This window comes from Reichenbachiella faecimaris, from assembly GCF_900176375.1.
GTDB lineage: Bacteria > Bacteroidota > Bacteroidia > Cytophagales > Cyclobacteriaceae > Reichenbachiella > Reichenbachiella faecimaris.
Genome location: NZ_FWYF01000003.1, coordinates 183,920 through 201,932 on the forward strand (window position 1 = coordinate 183,920; position 18,013 = coordinate 201,932).

An 18,013-nucleotide genomic window follows, 5' to 3' on the forward strand; every position below is an offset into this window, starting at 1 on the left:
ATATTTATCCATCTCGGATTTCATTAAATAGGTCTCTGTACAAATCCATGACTCTGCTTCGGTTATTTTTATTTATTGAGGAATTAAGCAGGACCGCGAAATGTTCTCTGAGTCCGCTGTCTCCCATTTGAAGATTTGAGTGATAAAGTAAGTCTCCAATTAGACTCATTTGATCAAACATTTGTATCAAGGGGTATTTCCTTTTTGGTTTATTCAAATCATTCCAAGTTTTATCATAGAAAAAGTCATAAATGGGTTTGCTACAATAAGGACTCTGTATTGACTTGCCATGTGATAGACCAATTTCTTTCAGCTTTTCAAATTGGAGAGTAGAGTAGTTTTGAAAAATTGATCGACGATATGCTTGATTCAATTCCAAGGTTTTCTTGTAATGAGTCATCGCCTGTCGGTTTAAGAGAAAATGATCATCAGATTCATATCCTGTAAGAACTACTCTCTCTTTGACATGAGGCATTGTTGCAAGAAACGGATACAGGCATTCTATATCTGTTTTCTTCCTACATTGAAAAGTTTTCATCAACTTATAGACAATAGAAAGGTTGACGTTTTGCCATAATTCTACACCTACAAATTTGCAATTGAACTTTTCTGCCACTTTCTGAGCGGTTCTGAAATCAGTTGAAAGTTTACCAGGTAAAGAAAATGTGTATGCTGTGACTTCTTTATTAAGTGCTAGTAAGCCAAGAAGTACAGCGCACGAATCAATACCACCACTCAAATACAGACCAATCTCATTTTCATCCTGACAGTCCAATTTCAACTGACTCAAAAACCTATCTCGCAAGTCACCAATTTGTTGATTACTGAGCATGTCTCTTGTATAATCCATGAAGCTCTTCTAAAGCTTTGTAAAGAGATTTTTGATCAACGTCTGTAATTGATTTATGACGGATAAGAAAGTCCTTTAAAAGATATTGTTTACCCTTGTCAAAAGACAAATGCTGAAGATCCCATCCTAGGTTATAATATCTGGAATAGTAATACCTCTTGTTACTCCGTTTTGAATCAGGTTTAGGGAATTTTGTGTAGTCAGACAGATTTGTTAGACTTTTGAAAACCGCAATCAATTCCTCTTTTTTGATTTCTGGAACTTTTTGATCGGTATTCTCCCCTTCATAATTGTTTATTGGATCAAGGTATTGTTCCTTGACCATCGAGACAAGTTGTGCCATCAACACAGGTGGCACCGCCCTTCCAATCATTTCTTCTGGATCTGATTTGCCGTAGTCATAGTCTTGTGGCCATGAACCTGCCCTTTCCAATTCAGTAAGAGTTAAATGTCTCGGATTATTATAGTGATACATCGGAGCATTTGGAATTATAGTAGGAATAACTTGTTTTGAACTCACTTTATTTTTGTTATACCAATGCCCTTTGGGATGTATTTTTCCAAAGTTATTTCCGGGTTCGAGTTTCTCCCAGAGCTCCTTTACTTTATCGCTTGTAATCCATTTTACCTGTTCGGGATTAACCTCTTCAATTGATTCAAATGGAATTGGCCTTTCTGGAGACGGAATAGTTAGCTTAGGTAGAATCGATTCCAATTTAGAAAGCTCGACTTTCGTATGATCCGTTTCATTATCGTAAATGCTATAGTCCATTTCCGCAGATGGGTCAATGCTGCTATTAATCCTAGGAGCTAAATCTTTTCTGACAGCAACAAAGAAAACTCTTCTTCTTTTTTGAGGAACGCCAAATTCACTAGCATCTAATACATATAAATTCACAAAGTAGCCAGCCTCATCATACGCTTTAAGAATTGGTATCAAGTAATGTAGTTTTGACTTTCCAATGATTAACCCTCTGACATTTTCGGCAATGACTGTCTTAGGTCTGAGCCGTTTTACCAGATTAATAAAGTCGAAAAACAGTTCTGATACTTTTTGTTTTGGAGTATTAGCTGTGTACTCAATTTCTTTTCCCCAATTCTTTTCTCTCTTGCCATTGGTTGAGAATGTTTTGCAAGGAGGACTTCCATCCAGAATATCGAGCTCATATAATTCTTTTGGAAAATCCTCTCGTTTAACAAAGTCTTGGATCATTTCGGTATATGAGAACATTGGACTCATGTTTAAGTTGTAGGTCTCATTCTTTTTTTGATCAAACTCCAGATTGGCAATTACATCACACATTGCCAATTTATACCCCATTGAACTACCACCTCCACACGAAAAGGTGCTCATCACTTTAGGTAAGTCTCTGGATTTACTCAACTCGTCGATTTGTTGATTAATGTCTGCCAATTTCCATTGATATGGAAATTTATGATTTGCACCGACTTCGTTATTTACCTCTGCCTCTTGAGCAGATGATTCAATCACTTCGTAGCCTTTGTCTATGACTGGTGATATATCATCTAAACTGATAATGGTTTTTGTTGGCTCCTCACTTTTGAATGCCAGATACCCAACAAATTGTTTGTCCTTGTAAAAGACCTCGACATGATCAAATATTTGTAACAGCTCTAAATTTTCAGAGTGTTTGAAGGGTACTAACACATTTTCAAGTGCCAACCTTTTGTTTAGAATCTCCTCTTCTGAATAACCTTGCTTTCGCTTATAGTTGTAATAGTTATCCATGAAGAGTTTAGTGGTTTGTGCTGTTTCACCTAATATTTTTTCGGTCATTATGAAAATACCTCCAGGTCTCAAGCCATCATAGATTTTTTGTATTACCTCCTTTCTATTTATTGGCCTGACAAACATCAATACCCATAACATGAGTACAACTGATGCATTAGAAACTGTCTGTCCATGTACCAAATCATTACTCAATACCTTTATCCTTGATTGATGTTGGATAATTTTATTCATGGCCTGCTCAATCATGTCAGCTGATTCATCAATTCCGATCAGATTAACATTTTCATTTACCAGCTTTTCAATATTCAACAGCGTTGTCGCTGTTGAACATCCTAGATCATAAACATTGGTATTTGACCTGGCGAATTGAGCTACAATTCGTGCTACATCTTCCTGAATATTTTCATATCCTGGAATACTTCTAGATGCCATGTCATCAAAGACAGTGGCTACTTCATTTCGGAATGAAAAGGACTCTCCGCTGGATTCCTTAAAAATTTGATCTTTTTTCATTTTAAAAATTTTAAATATTAAAAAAATGAAGATTCAAAACTTCAATGATTGGCAATATAGAATGGAGATGAGTTGCTTCTACATGTAGCTCTGTGACAGTACATGCTCTATTGAATGATTAAAAAAGGATCGATTATGATGTTTTTGAAATGAATTGAAGATTTGCCTTTTAAATGATTTCTAGAAGGTTGTTTCGGATTGATTATAATTCTATCAATTCAAAGAATTGATTCATCTAGATGTCATTTATACCATCAATTGATTGAAATATGGATGTACTATAAAGGTACAACCATACAGAAATGAAAATTGAATCCCTGTACCATTATATTATTGGGTATTAATCATAACAGATCAACTCTTTACTCAATACTTGTTAGTAATGGTTGATAGTTCAATGATTACTGTTAATGTTTACATTAATCGATTCACTTCCTTAGCTCTATAGAATTATATAATTATTCTATCATTCTTCCTCTCCATCAATATCTAGTTAAGTTTTTGTATTTGCTCTTGATTTAAAAATCGCATACCGAATGAAGTTTTTATTAAACAAAACGGGATCTGTCGATATAATAATTGAATTAAAAATTATTAAAATGACAAAGAGCAATATGATTATTCTACCTCCATACTTCACAGAGGATAGGATTAAAGAATTACAACAGCATATAAATATTCAAGTAGAAAGAGTACTACTATTTTACAGCTATCTCATGTATAATTATCTCGCTTTAGCTAGATATGAAAAAGTGGATTACCATGATTATCGAATTACAAAGTTTATTTCGGTACATAGTGACAAACTAGGGAAGATTTTCGGAAAAGCTAATTACAGGTACGTTTTAAGAACATTGAAATGTATTGGATTGTTGGAAATAGATGAATCTTATCATCAAGGTATAATTACGGAATCGGTATATCTAGAAGGTAAGACCAAACATTACAAAATTCCTATCAAGTTATTAAACAGCACGTATCAGAGGGGGTGGATTAAATATGAGCTAAAAGATGCGAAATCCATCAATGCGAAAAGATGCTTCATTAAATTTTTGAGAAAGAGTAAGGCTGATAACATTAGATTATCTGAAACTAGCAAGCAAGTAATAATTGATTCACTTAAGAAAGTAGATACTTCTTTGCTACCAAAAAATAATTTCTATGACAACTTCACTGGGCCAGGAATGGATAAGTTTGGGAACAGAGTTCATTCAATACTTACAAATTTAAAAAAGGAATTCAGACCGCTAATCAAGTTCTCCGACTCAGATGAATCACTGGTAGAAATTGATATTAAAATGAGTCAGCTTTATTTTTTAGCCAACTTGTCAACCGATTGGATATTTAAAGTATTGCGTCCGTTTGATGCTGCCAAGTTTGAAATGGCGATTCAAGACCTAAAAGCAAATGAAGGTTATAGACTTTTTCAAAAAGATATACTTCTAGACAAAAAGGATATCTACCAGAGGTATGCAGATGAGTTTGATATAGATAGGCAGGAAGCCAAGGAGATGACATATGCTATATTGTTTAGTTCTCCTTATGGTCAAAAGGGAGAGATTTTCAAATCTTTCGAAAGAGACTATCCTGGAATGATTGATGAATTGAATAAAATTAAATCAATAAAAATCAATAGTTCTCCTAGTAATAAGAGGCATAGTAATTTGACATTGTTTTTGCAAAGAATAGAAAGTAACATAGTTCTAGATCAAGTAATTGAACAAGTAGCACAAAATGGAATTACAGATATATTAACGGTTCATGATTCTTGGTTGATTAAATCGTCTCATGAGAAAGAATTTAAACAAATAGCTGAAAGCGTTTTTGACAAGAATTTTGGAAATATTCCCAGATTGGAAGTTAAAAACTAAAAAAAGGAGTCCTCAAGTAATTGAGGACTCATAAATAGGATGTGTTTTCTCAAAAGGCTGCTGACTCAGGCAGCAGTAGCAATCATCCTTTTCAGTTCAGCTCTTGACAACGCTTTATCTTCTTTGCTTGACTTAGAGTTTTCAAGGATGTTCAACAATAGATCCACCATTCCGTTGGAGGCTGTCTGCTCAACTGATTTGTTTTCTTTTTTGTCATTCATGATATTCAAAATTTAGTTTAAAACATTTGATTACCAGACAATTGTAACCAACCAGAGTACCCATGTCAATGGTTTTGTGAAAAACGTGATGAGCCGCACTTAATAGAATGAAACTCAGTTCATCGTTCTTGAATCAATCAATTGATCAAACCGATACCTTTCCACTTCCATCAATGTTCCGTTCTCAGAGAAGTACTTCCACTCTCCATTTTTTAGCCCAAGCCGATATTGCTCACTTTGACGAAGTGTACCATTCTCATCATAATAATTGACCTTACCATCAAGCTTACCTTCAGAGTAATTGGCTTCCATTTGTACTGGACCGTGCTCGTAATACTTTACGATCTTACTTGGGATACCATAGAGAATAGTCCTTTCTTCTTTTTTGTTTCCATTGGGATAGAAGAAGGTACAAAGTCCATCAAGCACCTCAGGATCAAGTGAAGTCATCTTGCCTTCGAATTGTTTGACTCCAGATATATAATAGTCTGTGACCATACCTGTTGGCTTACATCTTTGATCAAATACCAACTCACGTTTGAAAGCAGCTTCAGTGAAATTATAAACCTCCTTCCAATCCTTATCATACAATAACGTAAATGCGCCGACTCTACAGCCTTCAATGAAATTACCTCCTGCAACCTTCTCGTTTTTGCCATTGTAAACCTCGAGTGTACCATGGAATACCAGTTCCCTAATTGAAGGGTCGTACTTTTTATTGGCCCTAACACTCAAGGAACCGTGCTCAAAATAGTCTTCCATCACATATTGCCCATTGGCAGTTTCTTTGAAGCTGTTTTGCAAGTTGCCATTCGGATAGTACCCCAATCTTGAGATAGGAAAGGGCTTTTCGGCAGAAAGTACTAATTCATATTGCAGGTTACCATTCTCAAAATAAGACACCCAGTTGCCTATCTCTATACCGTCAGCAGTTTCTCCTTTGGCTTTGAGTTGACCATTTGAGTACCAAAGAGTTTTTGATCCATTTTCAACACCATCTGTAACCTCGTACTCAGCAATCAATTGACCCGCTTCATCCCATTCCTTATTTATACCTGTAGGGACTTTTTCGGCTTGTAAGTTTCCGTTTTTATAATAGAACTTGCCTTTTTGTTCAACCCCGTTCTGATAATAGATTTCACTTTCAAGCGTGATATTGCCTTGATCACAGACCCAGGTTTTGTCCCACCCATGCCGCTCGCCATTGACCCACTCAGATTCACCAATTAGTTTGCCATAACAAGCTTTTTGGGCGTAGTCAGGTATGAAGTAGTACACTCTTACCATTCCATGTTGCTCACCATTTTTGAATTCCTTGTATCGGATCAAATTGCCATCCGCATCGAATTCTTTATAAACCCCATGTTTTTTATAAGGTGGCTCGTCAAGGGTAGTGTAATACTCATGTATTTTGGTTCTGCCAAGGTCATAATAGGTTTCCACTTCACGGGATTGACCAATAGCATTTGTAATAAATAGTATGGAGAAGCATATTGCCATACTATACATAGATCGAAAATGTAAGCTCATTGTTTTGTTGATTATTGAGCTCCGAGGAACAAAGAGCTAGAAAAGTATATTCAAAAAAGAAGGGCGTGAACCTCTGCTGAAATTACTTCACCCGGGTATCGCCAAACACCCAACACGAATAATACAACAGAAAGTAACACACCCCATTAGGATGCGTACAACTGCAGTTTCTTCGTGTTTTAAAATTTGGCGATTTTAGGGTGAAGAAAACCTTAGCAACGCTATTCTTTATATGTCTTTAGATAATGTCTATCTCATTTATTGTCATTTTGATAATGATCAAATTTAACTATTAATTGATAAAACGGATTAGAAATCAAATGGATTTACTTCAAATCAATATTTGCAAATAACTAATATTAAAATATACTCACATCATAAAAACATAAAATAGATTGTATTATTCTAAGATAGTGGTTTGATTTGATCCATGTTTAAAGTTGCAGAAATCGAGCTCATCTATCGTTCTAAGGTAAAAGCCAAAGAAAGGATACAGGTCAGTTCATCTTCGGCAGCCTACAAAGTATTCAATGAATACTGGGATCATGATAAAATAGAGTTCCAGGAAGAGTTCAAGATTCTGCTACTTAACCGACAGAACCAAGCTTTAGGCATATATGATATATCAAAGGGTGGGGTGGCAGGTACGGTGGTCGATGTTAAAATGATCTTCTCGGCAGCACTGAAAGCCCATGCTTCCTATATTATACTGTGCCACAATCATCCATCAGGTAACCTTAACCCAAGTCGACAGGATATTCAGCTGACCAAGAAGGTCTATGAAGCTGGTAGATTACTGGATATTGGGATATTGGATCATTTGATCCTTACGAGCGAAGGATATACCTCACTAGCCGATAAAGGTTATATTTAAACACTTTCAGATTCAAGTCTTTCTTTGATCTTGTATAATCTTCGTACCGTTGAAGCGACAAAATCCTTGTTGTTTCTGGTTTTCATGCCCATCACAGATAGTTTATCGGCAATTTGTTGAAAGGTAAGATTTGATTGACGAAGAGCGAATATCATTTCCATGGCCTGTTTGTTGGCAGGGTGATTTAGGGCATTACGTTGTCGGACTGCTAGACTGCGTTCACGTGTATAATCAGTTAAGTTTTGGGGATTACCCATTCTATCACCTCTCAGTTTTTTGACTTGCATGGCTTTTCGGGTTCTATCTGAGATCAGTTCCCGTTCATGCTGAGCAAGAACCGCCATAATCCCTACAGTAAGTGAATTGGCATCAGGCATATCAACTGCTCGGAAATTAACCTCAGAATCACGGAGTTTGAAGATGAATGCTGCATTTCTGGACAAACGATCCAGTTTGGCTATTAATAGAGTGGCGTTGAATTGCTTAGAATCAGCAATGGCTTGATTGAGCATGGGTCTATTATTGTTCTTACCACTCTCAGCCTCAATGTATTCTTTGAGGATGATATCATCCTTATTAATAAAGGAACGAATCATGGATTTTTGAGCATCTAATCCTAGACCAGAGCGACTCTGGTTTTCAGTTGAGACACGCAGATAAGATATGTATTGCATTTTGGCGATTTTGTTTATTTCTATAAATCAAACCAAAACCGGTGGGTGGAATACTACGAAATGAAAAATATATCATTTGAAGAACCAAGGTTCTTGAAGTGTTATATCAGTTTGAAAACGGGATTTGTGCATAGTCTGCTAGACGGTTTTAAGAATTTATCCGGCCGGATAGTCTAATAGACAACTATGCTCAACTGCTAATATGGATTCTTAGAAAATAGTGGGCGCCCACTATGATTTTCAGAAAAGACAGTTGTTCTTAATTATCATTGCTAGAAAGAAAGTTTATAATATCACTTTTACGATAATAGATTGGTGACTTAGGAATCTTGTTAAGTCTTGCAAAGAAGCCACGTTTTTCTAAACGAACTACTGTCCACTTGCTGCACTTCAAAATTTTAGCAGCTTCTGGTAAATAGACAATTTCGGGATCACAAGGTAAATCAATCTTACTTTTGGAAACTTTTTTAAATTCTTCCACCAGCTTATCAATTGAAGATTGAATTTGGTTTAGCTCGGGAGCTACTGCATCTTGAACCACTTTTGCTAATGTTTCATTGAATGTTCTCATATTTTTTTATTTTAAAATTTATGATACAATAATCTTGCATCTCATATCAATAATCCATCAATGAAAAGTGTCTAAGTTCAAAAGGCCTAAAAATACCCCTAAAGAAGATAATTGTTAATTTTATTGAGGTGACTCAATTAAAAGTGTCCATACTTTTTAGGTATTGGTTTAAGAGTTATCAATGAATTGTAGGAATTTGGAATGATTGACATCTCCTGGAGGTCTTAGAAAAGAGTACAAATCATATTCATCATCATACTTGAATTTGCGTTCTTTTTTAAGTAGTTCAATGTAAGAATCGAATTTTAGTTTAATGTTAGGATCAGCGAAAATTGCCCATAATGTATTCTGATATCTGGTTAGGTTATTTTTACTAGCAAATTTTTTTACTACACTGTCATATGATTTAAACAATTCAAGCATTTCCATGACGTAAATCATATCAGAACCGTCGTTAGAAATATCCATAGTAGTGAAAAGTAATAGGGCTGTTTGAAAGTATGGGTAAGGGTCTTCTATAAAATTTCTTCTTTTTTCAAACAGTTGTGTTTCTCTAAATTTTCTGACACCTGCATTGGAAATTCGTTTAACCAAAGTTGCAAACTGTTCTTTTTCTTCCATTACACTGTGGAAAATTCCTTCGTATTGCGAAGGATTTAGTTCGTTTTTAGGGCTACTGCTTTTTAGTAATATTTCTGATGTCGGAAATAGATTTTTAAATTCAAAAAAATCATCAAGAATTTTCATTGGCCTGTAGGTGCTATCTGATTTGCTTAGAGAACTAAAAGATGGAGACCAATACATCCGAATAAAGAGCATTGCATTGTATGCAATGGCTTGTGAAGGGGTATATCTATAAAATCTGAGAATGTCAGCGAAGTTCTGGTTTTCAAGCAAAGGAAGGGTGAATTCATCTGTTTCTATTTTTACCATATCGGCAATGGCTTCAATCTCTTCTATTCCTTCTGGCGATTCTTCAAGGTCCCGTGGATTTTCTAGTGCATTTAATTTGCCATCCTTTATCCATGATATGGTGCTTTTTGCTTTATCTTTTTTATAGTAAAGGTAAATGGAGAAGGATTCATTTGATTTATCTATTATGGACTCTTCGATCGCATCTATGTCTTCAAGAGACTTGTTCAATTCTTCTAATTTGTTTTCGCAGTGCCGAATGTGTGAGGTGTCTGATGGCTTTTGTTTTTTATAGTATTCAAAAAATTCTTTTTGTAGTTCTAATTCTGCTATCTGAGCTTCTTTTTCTTCCCTTATTTTCTTTGCACGATTTATGCCTCCTTTGAATTTGTATTTAAATTCGAGATGCTCATTAAATTTCATAAATAGTGTATGTTTTTAGTAACTAATCTACCAAATTCTATCGAGTTCACGGTTAACTGAAATATTAAGGAGTTGTGCATATTCTTGTGTTTGTTGAATCTTCGTATGACCCATCAACCCTTGAACTACTTCTATGCAGATCCCATGATTTAGAAGATTTGTTCCAAATGAATGTCGACTTGAGTGAAAAGCCAATCGTTTATCTATTTTGGCAAGTTTGGCAATTAGTTTTAATAATCTATTTTGATGCTCATTTGAGAAGCATTTGAAGCACTTTTCAGAATGCTTATGCAATTCACTATGCTTTTGAATTAACTCTTTTGGTCTGCCATTAAAAAGCTTATGGAGTGGTAGTAATAACAAGTTGGATGTTTTTCTCATTCTGATATCTAGATTCCAACTCCCATCTTCCAGTTTAATAATATCACTTTTCTTTAATGAACTTATATCTCCATATCGTAAACCAGTATAGGCTCCAAACAAATAGATATCTCTTGCATTTTTAAATTCCCAATCTGTAAATTCTAACTCTTCAATTCGGTTTAGTTCTTCGGAAGTGAGATGTATCTTTTTTGACGGAACAGATTTGACTTTATATTTCAAGAAGGGATTTTTACCTAATTCCATATAGTCCTTTGCTACAGCTAGGTTTACAAATTTCTTGAAGTTTTTGAATTCCTTGGCGATACTGTTTTGGTGCAGTTTCTTGTCGACTAAAAACTTTTCAAATCGACAACAGAAGTCATAATCAAGTTGACTAAAAACTGTATTGGGACTGAACTCATTTAGTTTATTGTAGAAGACCTTTTGTTGTCTTATTGTACCGCTACTTAAGGTACTATTCTTCAATTCATAATCAACAAATTCATTAAAGGTTATGGTGACTTTACCATTCAGATGGAATTGTTCAATCATGGTTAGTGAACATTCTTTTCCTTGTGATGCTAGAGAGATTTCATAATCCTCGAGCCGAGTGATTTTGGATTCTAGAACCCTATTTAGTTTGATATATTGAGCATGATTGGGAGTGACCTTCATCTTCTCCTTGTCCCATTGCTTGGGTTCAATCCGAATTTCGGTACTTAAGTATTTATACCTTTTTCTATCGTAGGCTCGAATTTGAATTAGAGCTTTACCATCTTTTCCTATAATACCTTTTCGATTGTGTATTAAACCGTATTGTAGCATGATCCTAATATTTAAGTTCGAGTCAATATTTGCTATTCGACTTCACAACTACAATATTATTGCGGTAAAACGGGTACAACACAGGGTACAACATTGGTACAACATATTTGCTGCTATATGCTTTAATGTGCGTAGAGCTGCATTATCTTAAAACGTCAGAATCGATGATTTTATAGCACTAGATAATAAAAAAGGCCGATTTCGGGTGAAATCGACCTTCGTTTTGTGACCTTGTCAGGATTCAAACCTGAAACCTCCTGAGCCGTAATCAGGTGCTCTATTCAGTTGAGCTACAAGGCCAAATATTTCTGCAAATATAGTTGAGTCTATTATTTTGTCTCAACCATTTAAAAGTATTTTCAGTAAAAAAAAGATGACCGCTAACGTCCCATAATATTTGATCACTAACCAGCGATTCTGTATCTCGTGCCACCAGAGTACCACCCATGGTTTGTAAAACAAACCTATGGAAAGAAGCACTAATGAACTATAACATAAAAAGGAAGTGATATGTTTGATCGCTTCCAAGACCCTGTCTTATAGCGAGCGTTTGATCTCTCTTTGTTCGAACCCTTCGATCACATCACCTACTTTGATGTCGTTGAAGCCTTTGATAGAGATACCACATTCATAGCTATGTTTCACTTCAGCTACGTCGTCTTTAAATCGTTTCAATTGTCCAACCTCACCCTCGTAAGTTACAATACCATCTCTGATCAGTCTAATGTTGTTAGATCGCTTCACATAACCATCAGTCACATAACAACCTGCTACAGTACCTACTTTCGTGATTTTGAAAACTTCTCTTACTTCAATATTACCTGTGATCACTTCTTCAACAGTAGGAGCCAATAGACCTTCCATGGCATCTTTCACATCATTGATGGCGTCGTAAATGATAGAGTATAGTCTGATTTCAACTTCTTCTGTTTCGGCAATTTTCTTAGCCCCTCCAGATGGACGAACCTGGAAACCAATGATAATCGCATCTGAAGCAGATGCCAATAGTACATCAGATTCTGAAATCTGACCCACACCTTTGTGGATGATATTCACTTGCACTTCCTTGGTAGAAAGTTTCAACAGTGAATCAGACAATGCCTCTACAGAACCATCCACGTCACCTTTTACAATTACGTTCAATTCTTTAAATGAACCAATAGCCAAACGACGACCGATTTCATCAAGTGTAATGTGTTTCTTGGTTCTAATATTTTGCTCACGCTGAATTTGCTCACGCTTCGTAGCAATCTCTCTAGCTTCCCGATCAGACTCCATCACGTTGAACTTGTCACCAGCTTGTGCCGCACCATCCAATCCCAGCATTTGCAATGGAGTAGATGGTCCAACTTTTTTAAGTTTGGCTCCCTTATGATCGAACATGGCTTTGACCTTACCAAAGTAAGAGCCTGCAAGTACAACGTCACCAACCTCTAAAGTACCTGACTGCACCATCATAGTGGTCACATATCCTCGTCCTTTGTCCAGTGTAGCTTCTATGATCGAGCCAACCGCTTTTTTGTTGGGGTTAGCTTTTAATTCTAATACTTCCGCTTCTAGCAATACTTTTTCAAGAAGATCCTCAACTCCCTGTCCGGTTTTTGCAGAAATTTCTTGACACTGATACTTACCACCCCAATCTTCTACAAGAATATTATTAGCTGACAATGCTTCCTTGATTTTATCAGGATTAGCATTGGGCTTATCTATCTTGTTAATGGCAATAATGATGGGTACACCTGCTACTTGTGCGTGATTGATGGCCTCTTTCGTCTGTGGCATCACGTCATCATCTGCTGCGACCACGATAATTACAATATCAGTAATCTTAGCACCCCTTGCTCTCATTGCCGTAAAGGCTTCGTGACCTGGTGTATCTAAGAAAGCGATTTTCTTTCCCGATTCAGTCGTTACATCATAAGCACCTATGTGCTGTGTGATTCCCCCTGCTTCATCATCTGTTACCTTAGAGTCTCTGATATAATCAAGCAATGAAGTTTTACCATGATCGACATGACCCATGATGGTTACGATCGGCGCGCGATCTTCTAAGGTTTCCTCTGCATCTACTTCTTCTACTACATCCACTTCTTCGTCTTGGGTAGTAAAATCAACGCTATATCCGAACTCATCAGCAATAATCGTTATAGATTCGGCATCCAAACGTTGGTTGATGGAAACAAACATGCCCAAAGACATGCAGGTAGAGATGATATCGTTGACGGATACATCCATCAAACTGGCCAGGTCATTTGCGGATACGAATTCAGTCACTTTTAGTGTCTTAGATTCTTCCTGCTCCTGCATTAGCCTTTCTTCCTCGGCATCCGCTACTGCTGATCGTTTCTCTTTTCTATATTTTGATCTACTTACGTTAGAGCTGGTTTTTCCACCACTCAGTTTTGCAAGTGTTGCCTTGATTTTATCTTGAATTTCCTTGTCGGTCAATTCTTCCTTGACGACTTTCTTCTTGCCTTTCTCGAATCGTCCGCCTCCTCGTCTATCTGCCGTGCCCCTTTGGCCTCCTCCTGAATCCTTCTTAGAAGTACTGATTCGTTTTCTAGGACGTTTTTTGTCTCCAGAGGTGTCTGAGGATGCTACTGGCTTTCCTTTATCTCCTTTGCTAGGTGTTTTTGGCAATTCGATTTTACCCAAAACTTTAAGCCCTCTCAAGGAGTCCGCTTTTGCTTCAATTGTTTTGTTTTCTGGAGCATCTGCTGGCTTTTCTTCCACTTTTGGTGCTTCAGTTTTTGAAGATTTTTCTTCTGCTTTAGGCGCCTCTTCTTTCTGTGGTTCTGCTTGAGGCGCTTCCTCTTTTTTAGGCTCTACTTTCGTAGCCTCTGGCTCGGGAGTCTTTTCTTCTACCTTAGGTGCTTCTTCTTTTTTAGGTTCTGCTTTGGGTGCTTCCTCTTTCTTGGGTTCCTCTTTTTTCTTGTTGTCTCCAAGATCGATTTTACCAACTACTTTGATGCCTTGAAGTTTAGGACTTCCCACAGATGACTCGTCTGCTTTTTCAGTTTCTTCAGGCTTTTCTTCTGCTACAGGAGCGTCTGTTGCAGTGTTGTCCGTAATTAGAATTTCTTCCTCTTTGACTGGTTCTTCTGGTGCTGGAGTGGCTTCCGCAGTGATTACCACATTGTCTCCAGATTTGGAGCCAATAGAGAGGCTACTTGCCTCTTCTTTTTCATGTGCGGAATCGGCATATTCTTTTGCAAGAATTGCATACTGATCCGGGGTAAGCTTGGTGTTGGGGCTCCGCTCTATTTCATGCCCCTTTTCAGACAAGAATTCCACGACGGTGTCTATCCCGACGTTTAGTTTTCTTGCTGCCTGATTGAGTCTTATCATTTTACCTTCAGCCATAGTCAATTAAAAAGTATTCTTCTTCTGATTATTAAATAATCAGCTTATTGTTCAAATTCTTGTTTTAAGACACCCAATACATTATTGATGGTCTCTTCTTCCAAATCAGTTCTTCTGAGTAGCTCTTCCATTGAAAGCGATATTACACTTTTAGCAGTATCCAAACCGATTTTTCTCAATTCGTCAATTACCCAATCTTCGATTTCGTCGGTAAATTCCGCCAAGGCTACATCTTCCTCTTCTAATCCATCTAGCTCTCTGAAGACATCAATCTCCATGTCCACCAGTCTGCTTGCCAATTTGATGTTTTGTCCACCTTTACCTATCGCCAATGAAACTTGGTCTGGCTTCAAGTAAACAGAAACTCTTTTGTTTTCTTCTTCTATTTTGATACTTGTGATTTTAGCCGGGCTCAGCGCTCTGGTAATATACAAGTCCATATTGTCTGTGAAGTTAATCACATCAATGTTTTCGTTTTGTAATTCACGGACAATACTGTGAATCCTAGATCCTTTCATACCCACACAGGCACCTACAGGGTCAATTCTGTCATCGTAAGACTCTACGGCTACTTTAGCTCTTTCTCCTGGCTCACGTACCACTTTTTTGATGGTAATCAAACCATCGTAAACTTCTGGCACTTCACTTTCAAAAAGTCTTTCAAGGAAAGTCGGAGAGATTCTTGATAAGATAATTCTTGGATTGCCATTGACGATCTCCACACGATCTACAATGGCTCTTACAGAGTCACCTTTTCTGTATCTGTCCTTGCTGATTTGTTCAGATTTAGGAATAGTTAATTCGTTTCCTTCACCATCAATCAACAATACTTCTCTACTCAAAGTCTGATAAACTTCGCCATTGATGATTTCACCTACGAGATCTTTATACTTTTGGAATAGAATATCTTTTTCTAAATCCTTGATTTTTTGAATGAGGGTCTGACGTGCAGTCATAACCATTCTTCTGCCAAAATCAATCAGTTTTACTTCTTCAGCTACTTCTTCACCGATTTCGAAATCAGGTTCTATCTTTCTAGCATCAGTCAAACTGATTTTATCATGATCCCAGATGTCTTCTGAATTGTCATCAACAATTTCTCTAAACCTCCAGATTTCAAGGTCACCTTTGTCAGCATTGATAATGATGTCAAAGTTGTCATCATACTCAAATTTCTTCCGAATCATGGTTTTGAATACATCTTCGAGTATTCTAATCATGGTAGGACGGTCTACATTTTTGCTTTTAGCAAAATCCGAAAACGACTCAATTAATACAGAACTATCCATTTTATTATTTGAATGAAACTAGAACAATAGTTTTATTTATATCTGCAAAATTAATGACTTTGGTTTCAGTGGTTTTCTTCTTTTTGTCAATCAGCACTTCCAGTTCGATTGAAGCATCTTCCACTCTTTTTATCTGACCTTCCACAATGGATTTGTCATTCAAAGTCACCTTCACATTTTTTCCAATGTTTTTGACATATTGCCTATTCAGTTTGAGTGGATGATCCAACCCTGCCGAAGAGACTTCCAATGTCAAAGGCTCATTAAGCTCAATTTCCTCATCAATAAAATGAGAAACTGCTCGACTTACCTCACTGCACTTTTCTATAGTTATTCCTTGATCGCCATCGAGCAATACGATCAGCTTGCCACTACGGTCATTGCCTTTCTTGATGATATCTACCAAAAACAGGTCTTCCTGCTCTGACAAGATGCTTTCCACCAATGTTTGTATTTGATCTACGATGCTTTCAGTCACAATTACTACTATAAAAAGAGGGGACTGAAGCCCCCTCGTTCATGAAATCTATATTTCGAATGCAAATGTAGAGGAATAATCCGTCAAAACAAATATTTGGATTAATAATGGGTGATAGTGAAAGGAGCTGTTACAGTAGTTTTAGATGTGCCAAACTAAATTCCAGCTTGTTTTAATATAGAATGATAGGTACCCTTGGGTAAGTCTTTTTTAGGATGGGGTACAACCGCTCTTTTGCCTCTAGTATGTTTATAAATGTGGTGACATCCTTTAACTCTATCAAGCGTAAAGCCAGCTTTCAATAACTGAAATTTATCCCAAAAATGAAATCAAAACACCTGCTGCCACAGCTGAACCAATGACCCCAGAGATGTTGCTAGCCATGGCGTATTGAAGCAAGTGATTAGATGGGTCGTGTTTGAGTGCAATCTCGTTGGCCACTCGTGAGGCCATGGGTACGGCTGAAAGTCCCGTAGCTCCAATGAGCGGGTTGATCTTCTTTTGAGCAAACAAGTTATAAACCTTCACAGCAAATATCCCCCCAGCAATAGATATGGTAAAGGCGATGAATCCCCCTACGACTATCATGATGGTTTCTATGTTCAAAAAAGCTTTGGCCGTCATAGTTGCTCCTACAGTTAATCCTAAGAATATAGTTGCTGCATTCATGATTGAGTTTGAGGCTGCATCAAGCAAACGTGAGGTATTACTACCTATTTCTTTTACCAGATTGCCAAATAGCAGCATACCGACTAGTGGCACAGAAGAGGGAACCATAATTGCTACAATAGTTCCAAGAGCTATAGGGAATAAGATTTTAACAGCTTGTAGGTTTTTAATTTCTGAGCCAGAGGGATAAAGTTTATCCTGCTTTTTCATGTTGATGGCCAGTTCCTTTTTATTCATAGTAAACCTGACGACAAACGGAATAATCACGGGGACGAGTGCCATATAGGAATAGGCCGCTATGGCTATTGGACCTAAAAGATGTGGAGCCAATTTGATGGTCGTGTAAATGGCTGTTGGGCCGTCAGCACCCCCTATGATTCCTAAAGAGGCTGCTTCTTTAGGAGTGAATCCCATGAGTATAGCAGCTATGAGTACGGAAAAAATGCCTATTTGAGCGGCAGCTCCAAAAAATGCCAATCGAAGATTTCTGAGCATAGGTCCAAAATCTGTCAAGGCACCTACGCCCATAAAGATAATAGGGGGAAGGAAGCCAGTTTTTATTAAGGCGTAATAAAGGAAGTTCATGATGCCATGATGCTTGGCTATCTCTAGTAAGTTGAAGCTTTCGTCAATCTTGACCACTCCCATTTCTCCTCCAGGAAAATTCGCCAACAAAACACCAAAAGCAATGGGTACCAATAGTAAGGGTTCGTACTGTTTCTTGATGCCAAGATACAATAGCCCAAAAGCCACGAGAATCATCAGAATACTTTCTGGGTGAGCAGCCAGATCGCCAATGGCGGTCATTTCATATACTTTTCGAAGTAGTTCCAT

General features: G+C 37.1%; 15 protein-coding genes and 1 tRNA gene. 2 read left to right on the forward strand and 14 right to left on the reverse strand.

Features of this window, described 5'->3' with window-relative positions; genetic code table 11:
• Nucleotides 1-4: 4 nt before the first annotated feature.
• Complete coding sequence (locus tag B9A58_RS13295) at nucleotides 5-850, reverse strand: asparagine synthase-related protein (protein WP_084373365.1); 846 nt, start codon at nucleotides 848-850, stop codon at nucleotides 5-7.
• On the reverse strand, nucleotides 822-3,116 hold the full coding sequence (gene cmoA, locus B9A58_RS13300) for a carboxy-S-adenosyl-L-methionine synthase CmoA (protein WP_084373366.1): 2,295 nt from the start codon (nucleotides 3,114-3,116) through the stop codon (nucleotides 822-824). Before cmoA ends, B9A58_RS13295 begins: the two co-directional genes overlap by 29 nt.
• A 536-nt stretch (nucleotides 3,117-3,652) precedes the next feature.
• Between cmoA and B9A58_RS13305 the strand changes: the two genes are divergently transcribed.
• Nucleotides 3,653-4,987 (forward strand): hypothetical protein, encoded by a 1,335-nt coding sequence (locus B9A58_RS13305; RefSeq protein WP_084373367.1) that lies wholly within the window; start codon nucleotides 3,653-3,655, stop codon nucleotides 4,985-4,987.
• Between the two features lie 65 nt (nucleotides 4,988-5,052).
• On the opposite strand, the gene B9A58_RS20390 is transcribed toward B9A58_RS13305, so the two are convergent.
• Together B9A58_RS20390 and B9A58_RS13310 are read right to left on the reverse strand one after the other, a co-directional pair.
• Nucleotides 5,053-5,208: a hypothetical protein gene (locus tag B9A58_RS20390; RefSeq protein ID WP_176214781.1), complete on the reverse strand. Its 156-nt coding sequence runs from the start codon at nucleotides 5,206-5,208 to the stop codon at nucleotides 5,053-5,055.
• Nucleotides 5,209-5,322: 114 nt separating this feature from the next.
• Nucleotides 5,323-6,738, reverse strand: a complete 1,416-nt coding sequence (locus B9A58_RS13310) for a toxin-antitoxin system YwqK family antitoxin (protein ID WP_139793888.1) — start codon at nucleotides 6,736-6,738, stop codon at nucleotides 5,323-5,325.
• A 430-nt stretch (nucleotides 6,739-7,168) separates the two neighbouring features.
• On the opposite strand from B9A58_RS13310, the gene B9A58_RS13315 reads away from it, so the two are divergent.
• A complete protein-coding gene (locus B9A58_RS13315; protein WP_084373369.1) occupies nucleotides 7,169-7,612 on the forward strand; it encodes a JAB domain-containing protein in 444 nt (147 codons plus the stop codon).
• Here B9A58_RS13315 and B9A58_RS13320 read toward each other — a convergent pair.
• From B9A58_RS13320 to B9A58_RS13365, 10 genes are all read right to left on the reverse strand, one after another.
• Nucleotides 7,609-8,286, reverse strand: coding sequence for a recombinase family protein (locus B9A58_RS13320; RefSeq protein WP_084373370.1), 678 nt, complete (start codon nucleotides 8,284-8,286; stop codon nucleotides 7,609-7,611). The two genes, B9A58_RS13315 and B9A58_RS13320, sit on opposite strands and share 4 nt — an antisense overlap.
• A 259-nt stretch (nucleotides 8,287-8,545) precedes the next feature.
• Nucleotides 8,546-8,857, reverse strand: coding sequence for a helix-turn-helix transcriptional regulator (locus B9A58_RS13325; RefSeq protein WP_084373371.1), 312 nt, complete (start codon nucleotides 8,855-8,857; stop codon nucleotides 8,546-8,548).
• Between the two features lie 168 nt (nucleotides 8,858-9,025).
• Nucleotides 9,026-10,192: a hypothetical protein gene (locus B9A58_RS13330; protein ID WP_084373372.1), complete on the reverse strand. Its 1,167-nt coding sequence runs from the start codon at nucleotides 10,190-10,192 to the stop codon at nucleotides 9,026-9,028.
• 27 nt (nucleotides 10,193-10,219) lie between these two features.
• Nucleotides 10,220-11,380 carry a site-specific integrase gene (locus tag B9A58_RS13335; protein ID WP_084373373.1) on the reverse strand — a complete coding sequence of 387 codons (1,161 nt, stop codon included), beginning with the start codon at nucleotides 11,378-11,380 and terminating at the stop codon, nucleotides 10,220-10,222.
• A 226-nt stretch (nucleotides 11,381-11,606) separates the two neighbouring features.
• Nucleotides 11,607-11,680: transfer RNA gene (locus tag B9A58_RS13340), tRNA-Arg, on the reverse strand.
• A 237-nt stretch (nucleotides 11,681-11,917) separates the two neighbouring features.
• Nucleotides 11,918-14,743 carry a translation initiation factor IF-2 gene (gene infB / locus B9A58_RS13345; RefSeq protein ID WP_084373374.1) on the reverse strand — a complete coding sequence of 942 codons (2,826 nt, stop codon included), beginning with the start codon at nucleotides 14,741-14,743 and terminating at the stop codon, nucleotides 11,918-11,920.
• 44 nt (nucleotides 14,744-14,787) lie between these two features.
• Nucleotides 14,788-16,032, reverse strand: a complete 1,245-nt coding sequence (gene nusA / locus B9A58_RS13350) for a transcription termination factor NusA (RefSeq protein WP_084373375.1) — start codon at nucleotides 16,030-16,032, stop codon at nucleotides 14,788-14,790.
• Between the two features lie 4 nt (nucleotides 16,033-16,036).
• Complete coding sequence (locus tag B9A58_RS13355; protein ID WP_176214782.1) at nucleotides 16,037-16,510, reverse strand: ribosome maturation factor RimP; 474 nt, start codon at nucleotides 16,508-16,510, stop codon at nucleotides 16,037-16,039.
• A gap of 155 nt (nucleotides 16,511-16,665) precedes the next feature.
• Nucleotides 16,666-16,812, reverse strand: coding sequence for a type II toxin-antitoxin system HicA family toxin (locus tag B9A58_RS13360; RefSeq protein WP_084373377.1), 147 nt, complete (start codon nucleotides 16,810-16,812; stop codon nucleotides 16,666-16,668).
• A 10-nt stretch (nucleotides 16,813-16,822) separates the two neighbouring features.
• Nucleotides 16,823-18,013 (reverse strand): sodium ion-translocating decarboxylase subunit beta, encoded by a 1,191-nt coding sequence (locus B9A58_RS13365; protein WP_084373378.1) that lies wholly within the window; start codon nucleotides 18,011-18,013, stop codon nucleotides 16,823-16,825.

What these genes read in the sequence shown, in the direction of transcription:
- B9A58_RS13295 (WP_084373365.1), bottom strand. Translation starts at nt 850, where the DNA reads ATGGATTATACAAGAGACATGCTCAGTAATCAACAAATTGGTGACTTG.
- cmoA (WP_084373366.1), bottom strand. Translation starts at nt 3,116, where the DNA reads ATGAAAAAAGATCAAATTTTTAAGGAATCCAGCGGAGAGTCCTTTTCA.
- B9A58_RS13305 (WP_084373367.1), top strand. Translation starts at nt 3,653, where the DNA reads ATGAAGTTTTTATTAAACAAAACGGGATCTGTCGATATAATAATTGAA.
- B9A58_RS20390 (WP_176214781.1), bottom strand. Translation starts at nt 5,208, where the DNA reads ATGAATGACAAAAAAGAAAACAAATCAGTTGAGCAGACAGCCTCCAAC.
- B9A58_RS13310 (WP_139793888.1), bottom strand. Translation starts at nt 6,738, where the DNA reads ATGAGCTTACATTTTCGATCTATGTATAGTATGGCAATATGCTTCTCC.
- B9A58_RS13315 (WP_084373369.1), top strand. Translation starts at nt 7,169, where the DNA reads ATGTTTAAAGTTGCAGAAATCGAGCTCATCTATCGTTCTAAGGTAAAA.
- B9A58_RS13320 (WP_084373370.1), bottom strand. Translation starts at nt 8,286, where the DNA reads ATGCAATACATATCTTATCTGCGTGTCTCAACTGAAAACCAGAGTCGC.
- B9A58_RS13325 (WP_084373371.1), bottom strand. Translation starts at nt 8,857, where the DNA reads ATGAGAACATTCAATGAAACATTAGCAAAAGTGGTTCAAGATGCAGTA.
- B9A58_RS13330 (WP_084373372.1), bottom strand. Translation starts at nt 10,192, where the DNA reads ATGAAATTTAATGAGCATCTCGAATTTAAATACAAATTCAAAGGAGGC.
- B9A58_RS13335 (WP_084373373.1), bottom strand. Translation starts at nt 11,380, where the DNA reads ATGCTACAATACGGTTTAATACACAATCGAAAAGGTATTATAGGAAAA.
- infB (WP_084373374.1), bottom strand. Translation starts at nt 14,743, where the DNA reads ATGGCTGAAGGTAAAATGATAAGACTCAATCAGGCAGCAAGAAAACTA.
- nusA (WP_084373375.1), bottom strand. Translation starts at nt 16,032, where the DNA reads ATGGATAGTTCTGTATTAATTGAGTCGTTTTCGGATTTTGCTAAAAGC.
- B9A58_RS13365 (WP_084373378.1), bottom strand. Translation starts at nt 18,013, where the DNA reads ATGGAACTACTTCGAAAAGTATATGAAATGACCGCCATTGGCGATCTG.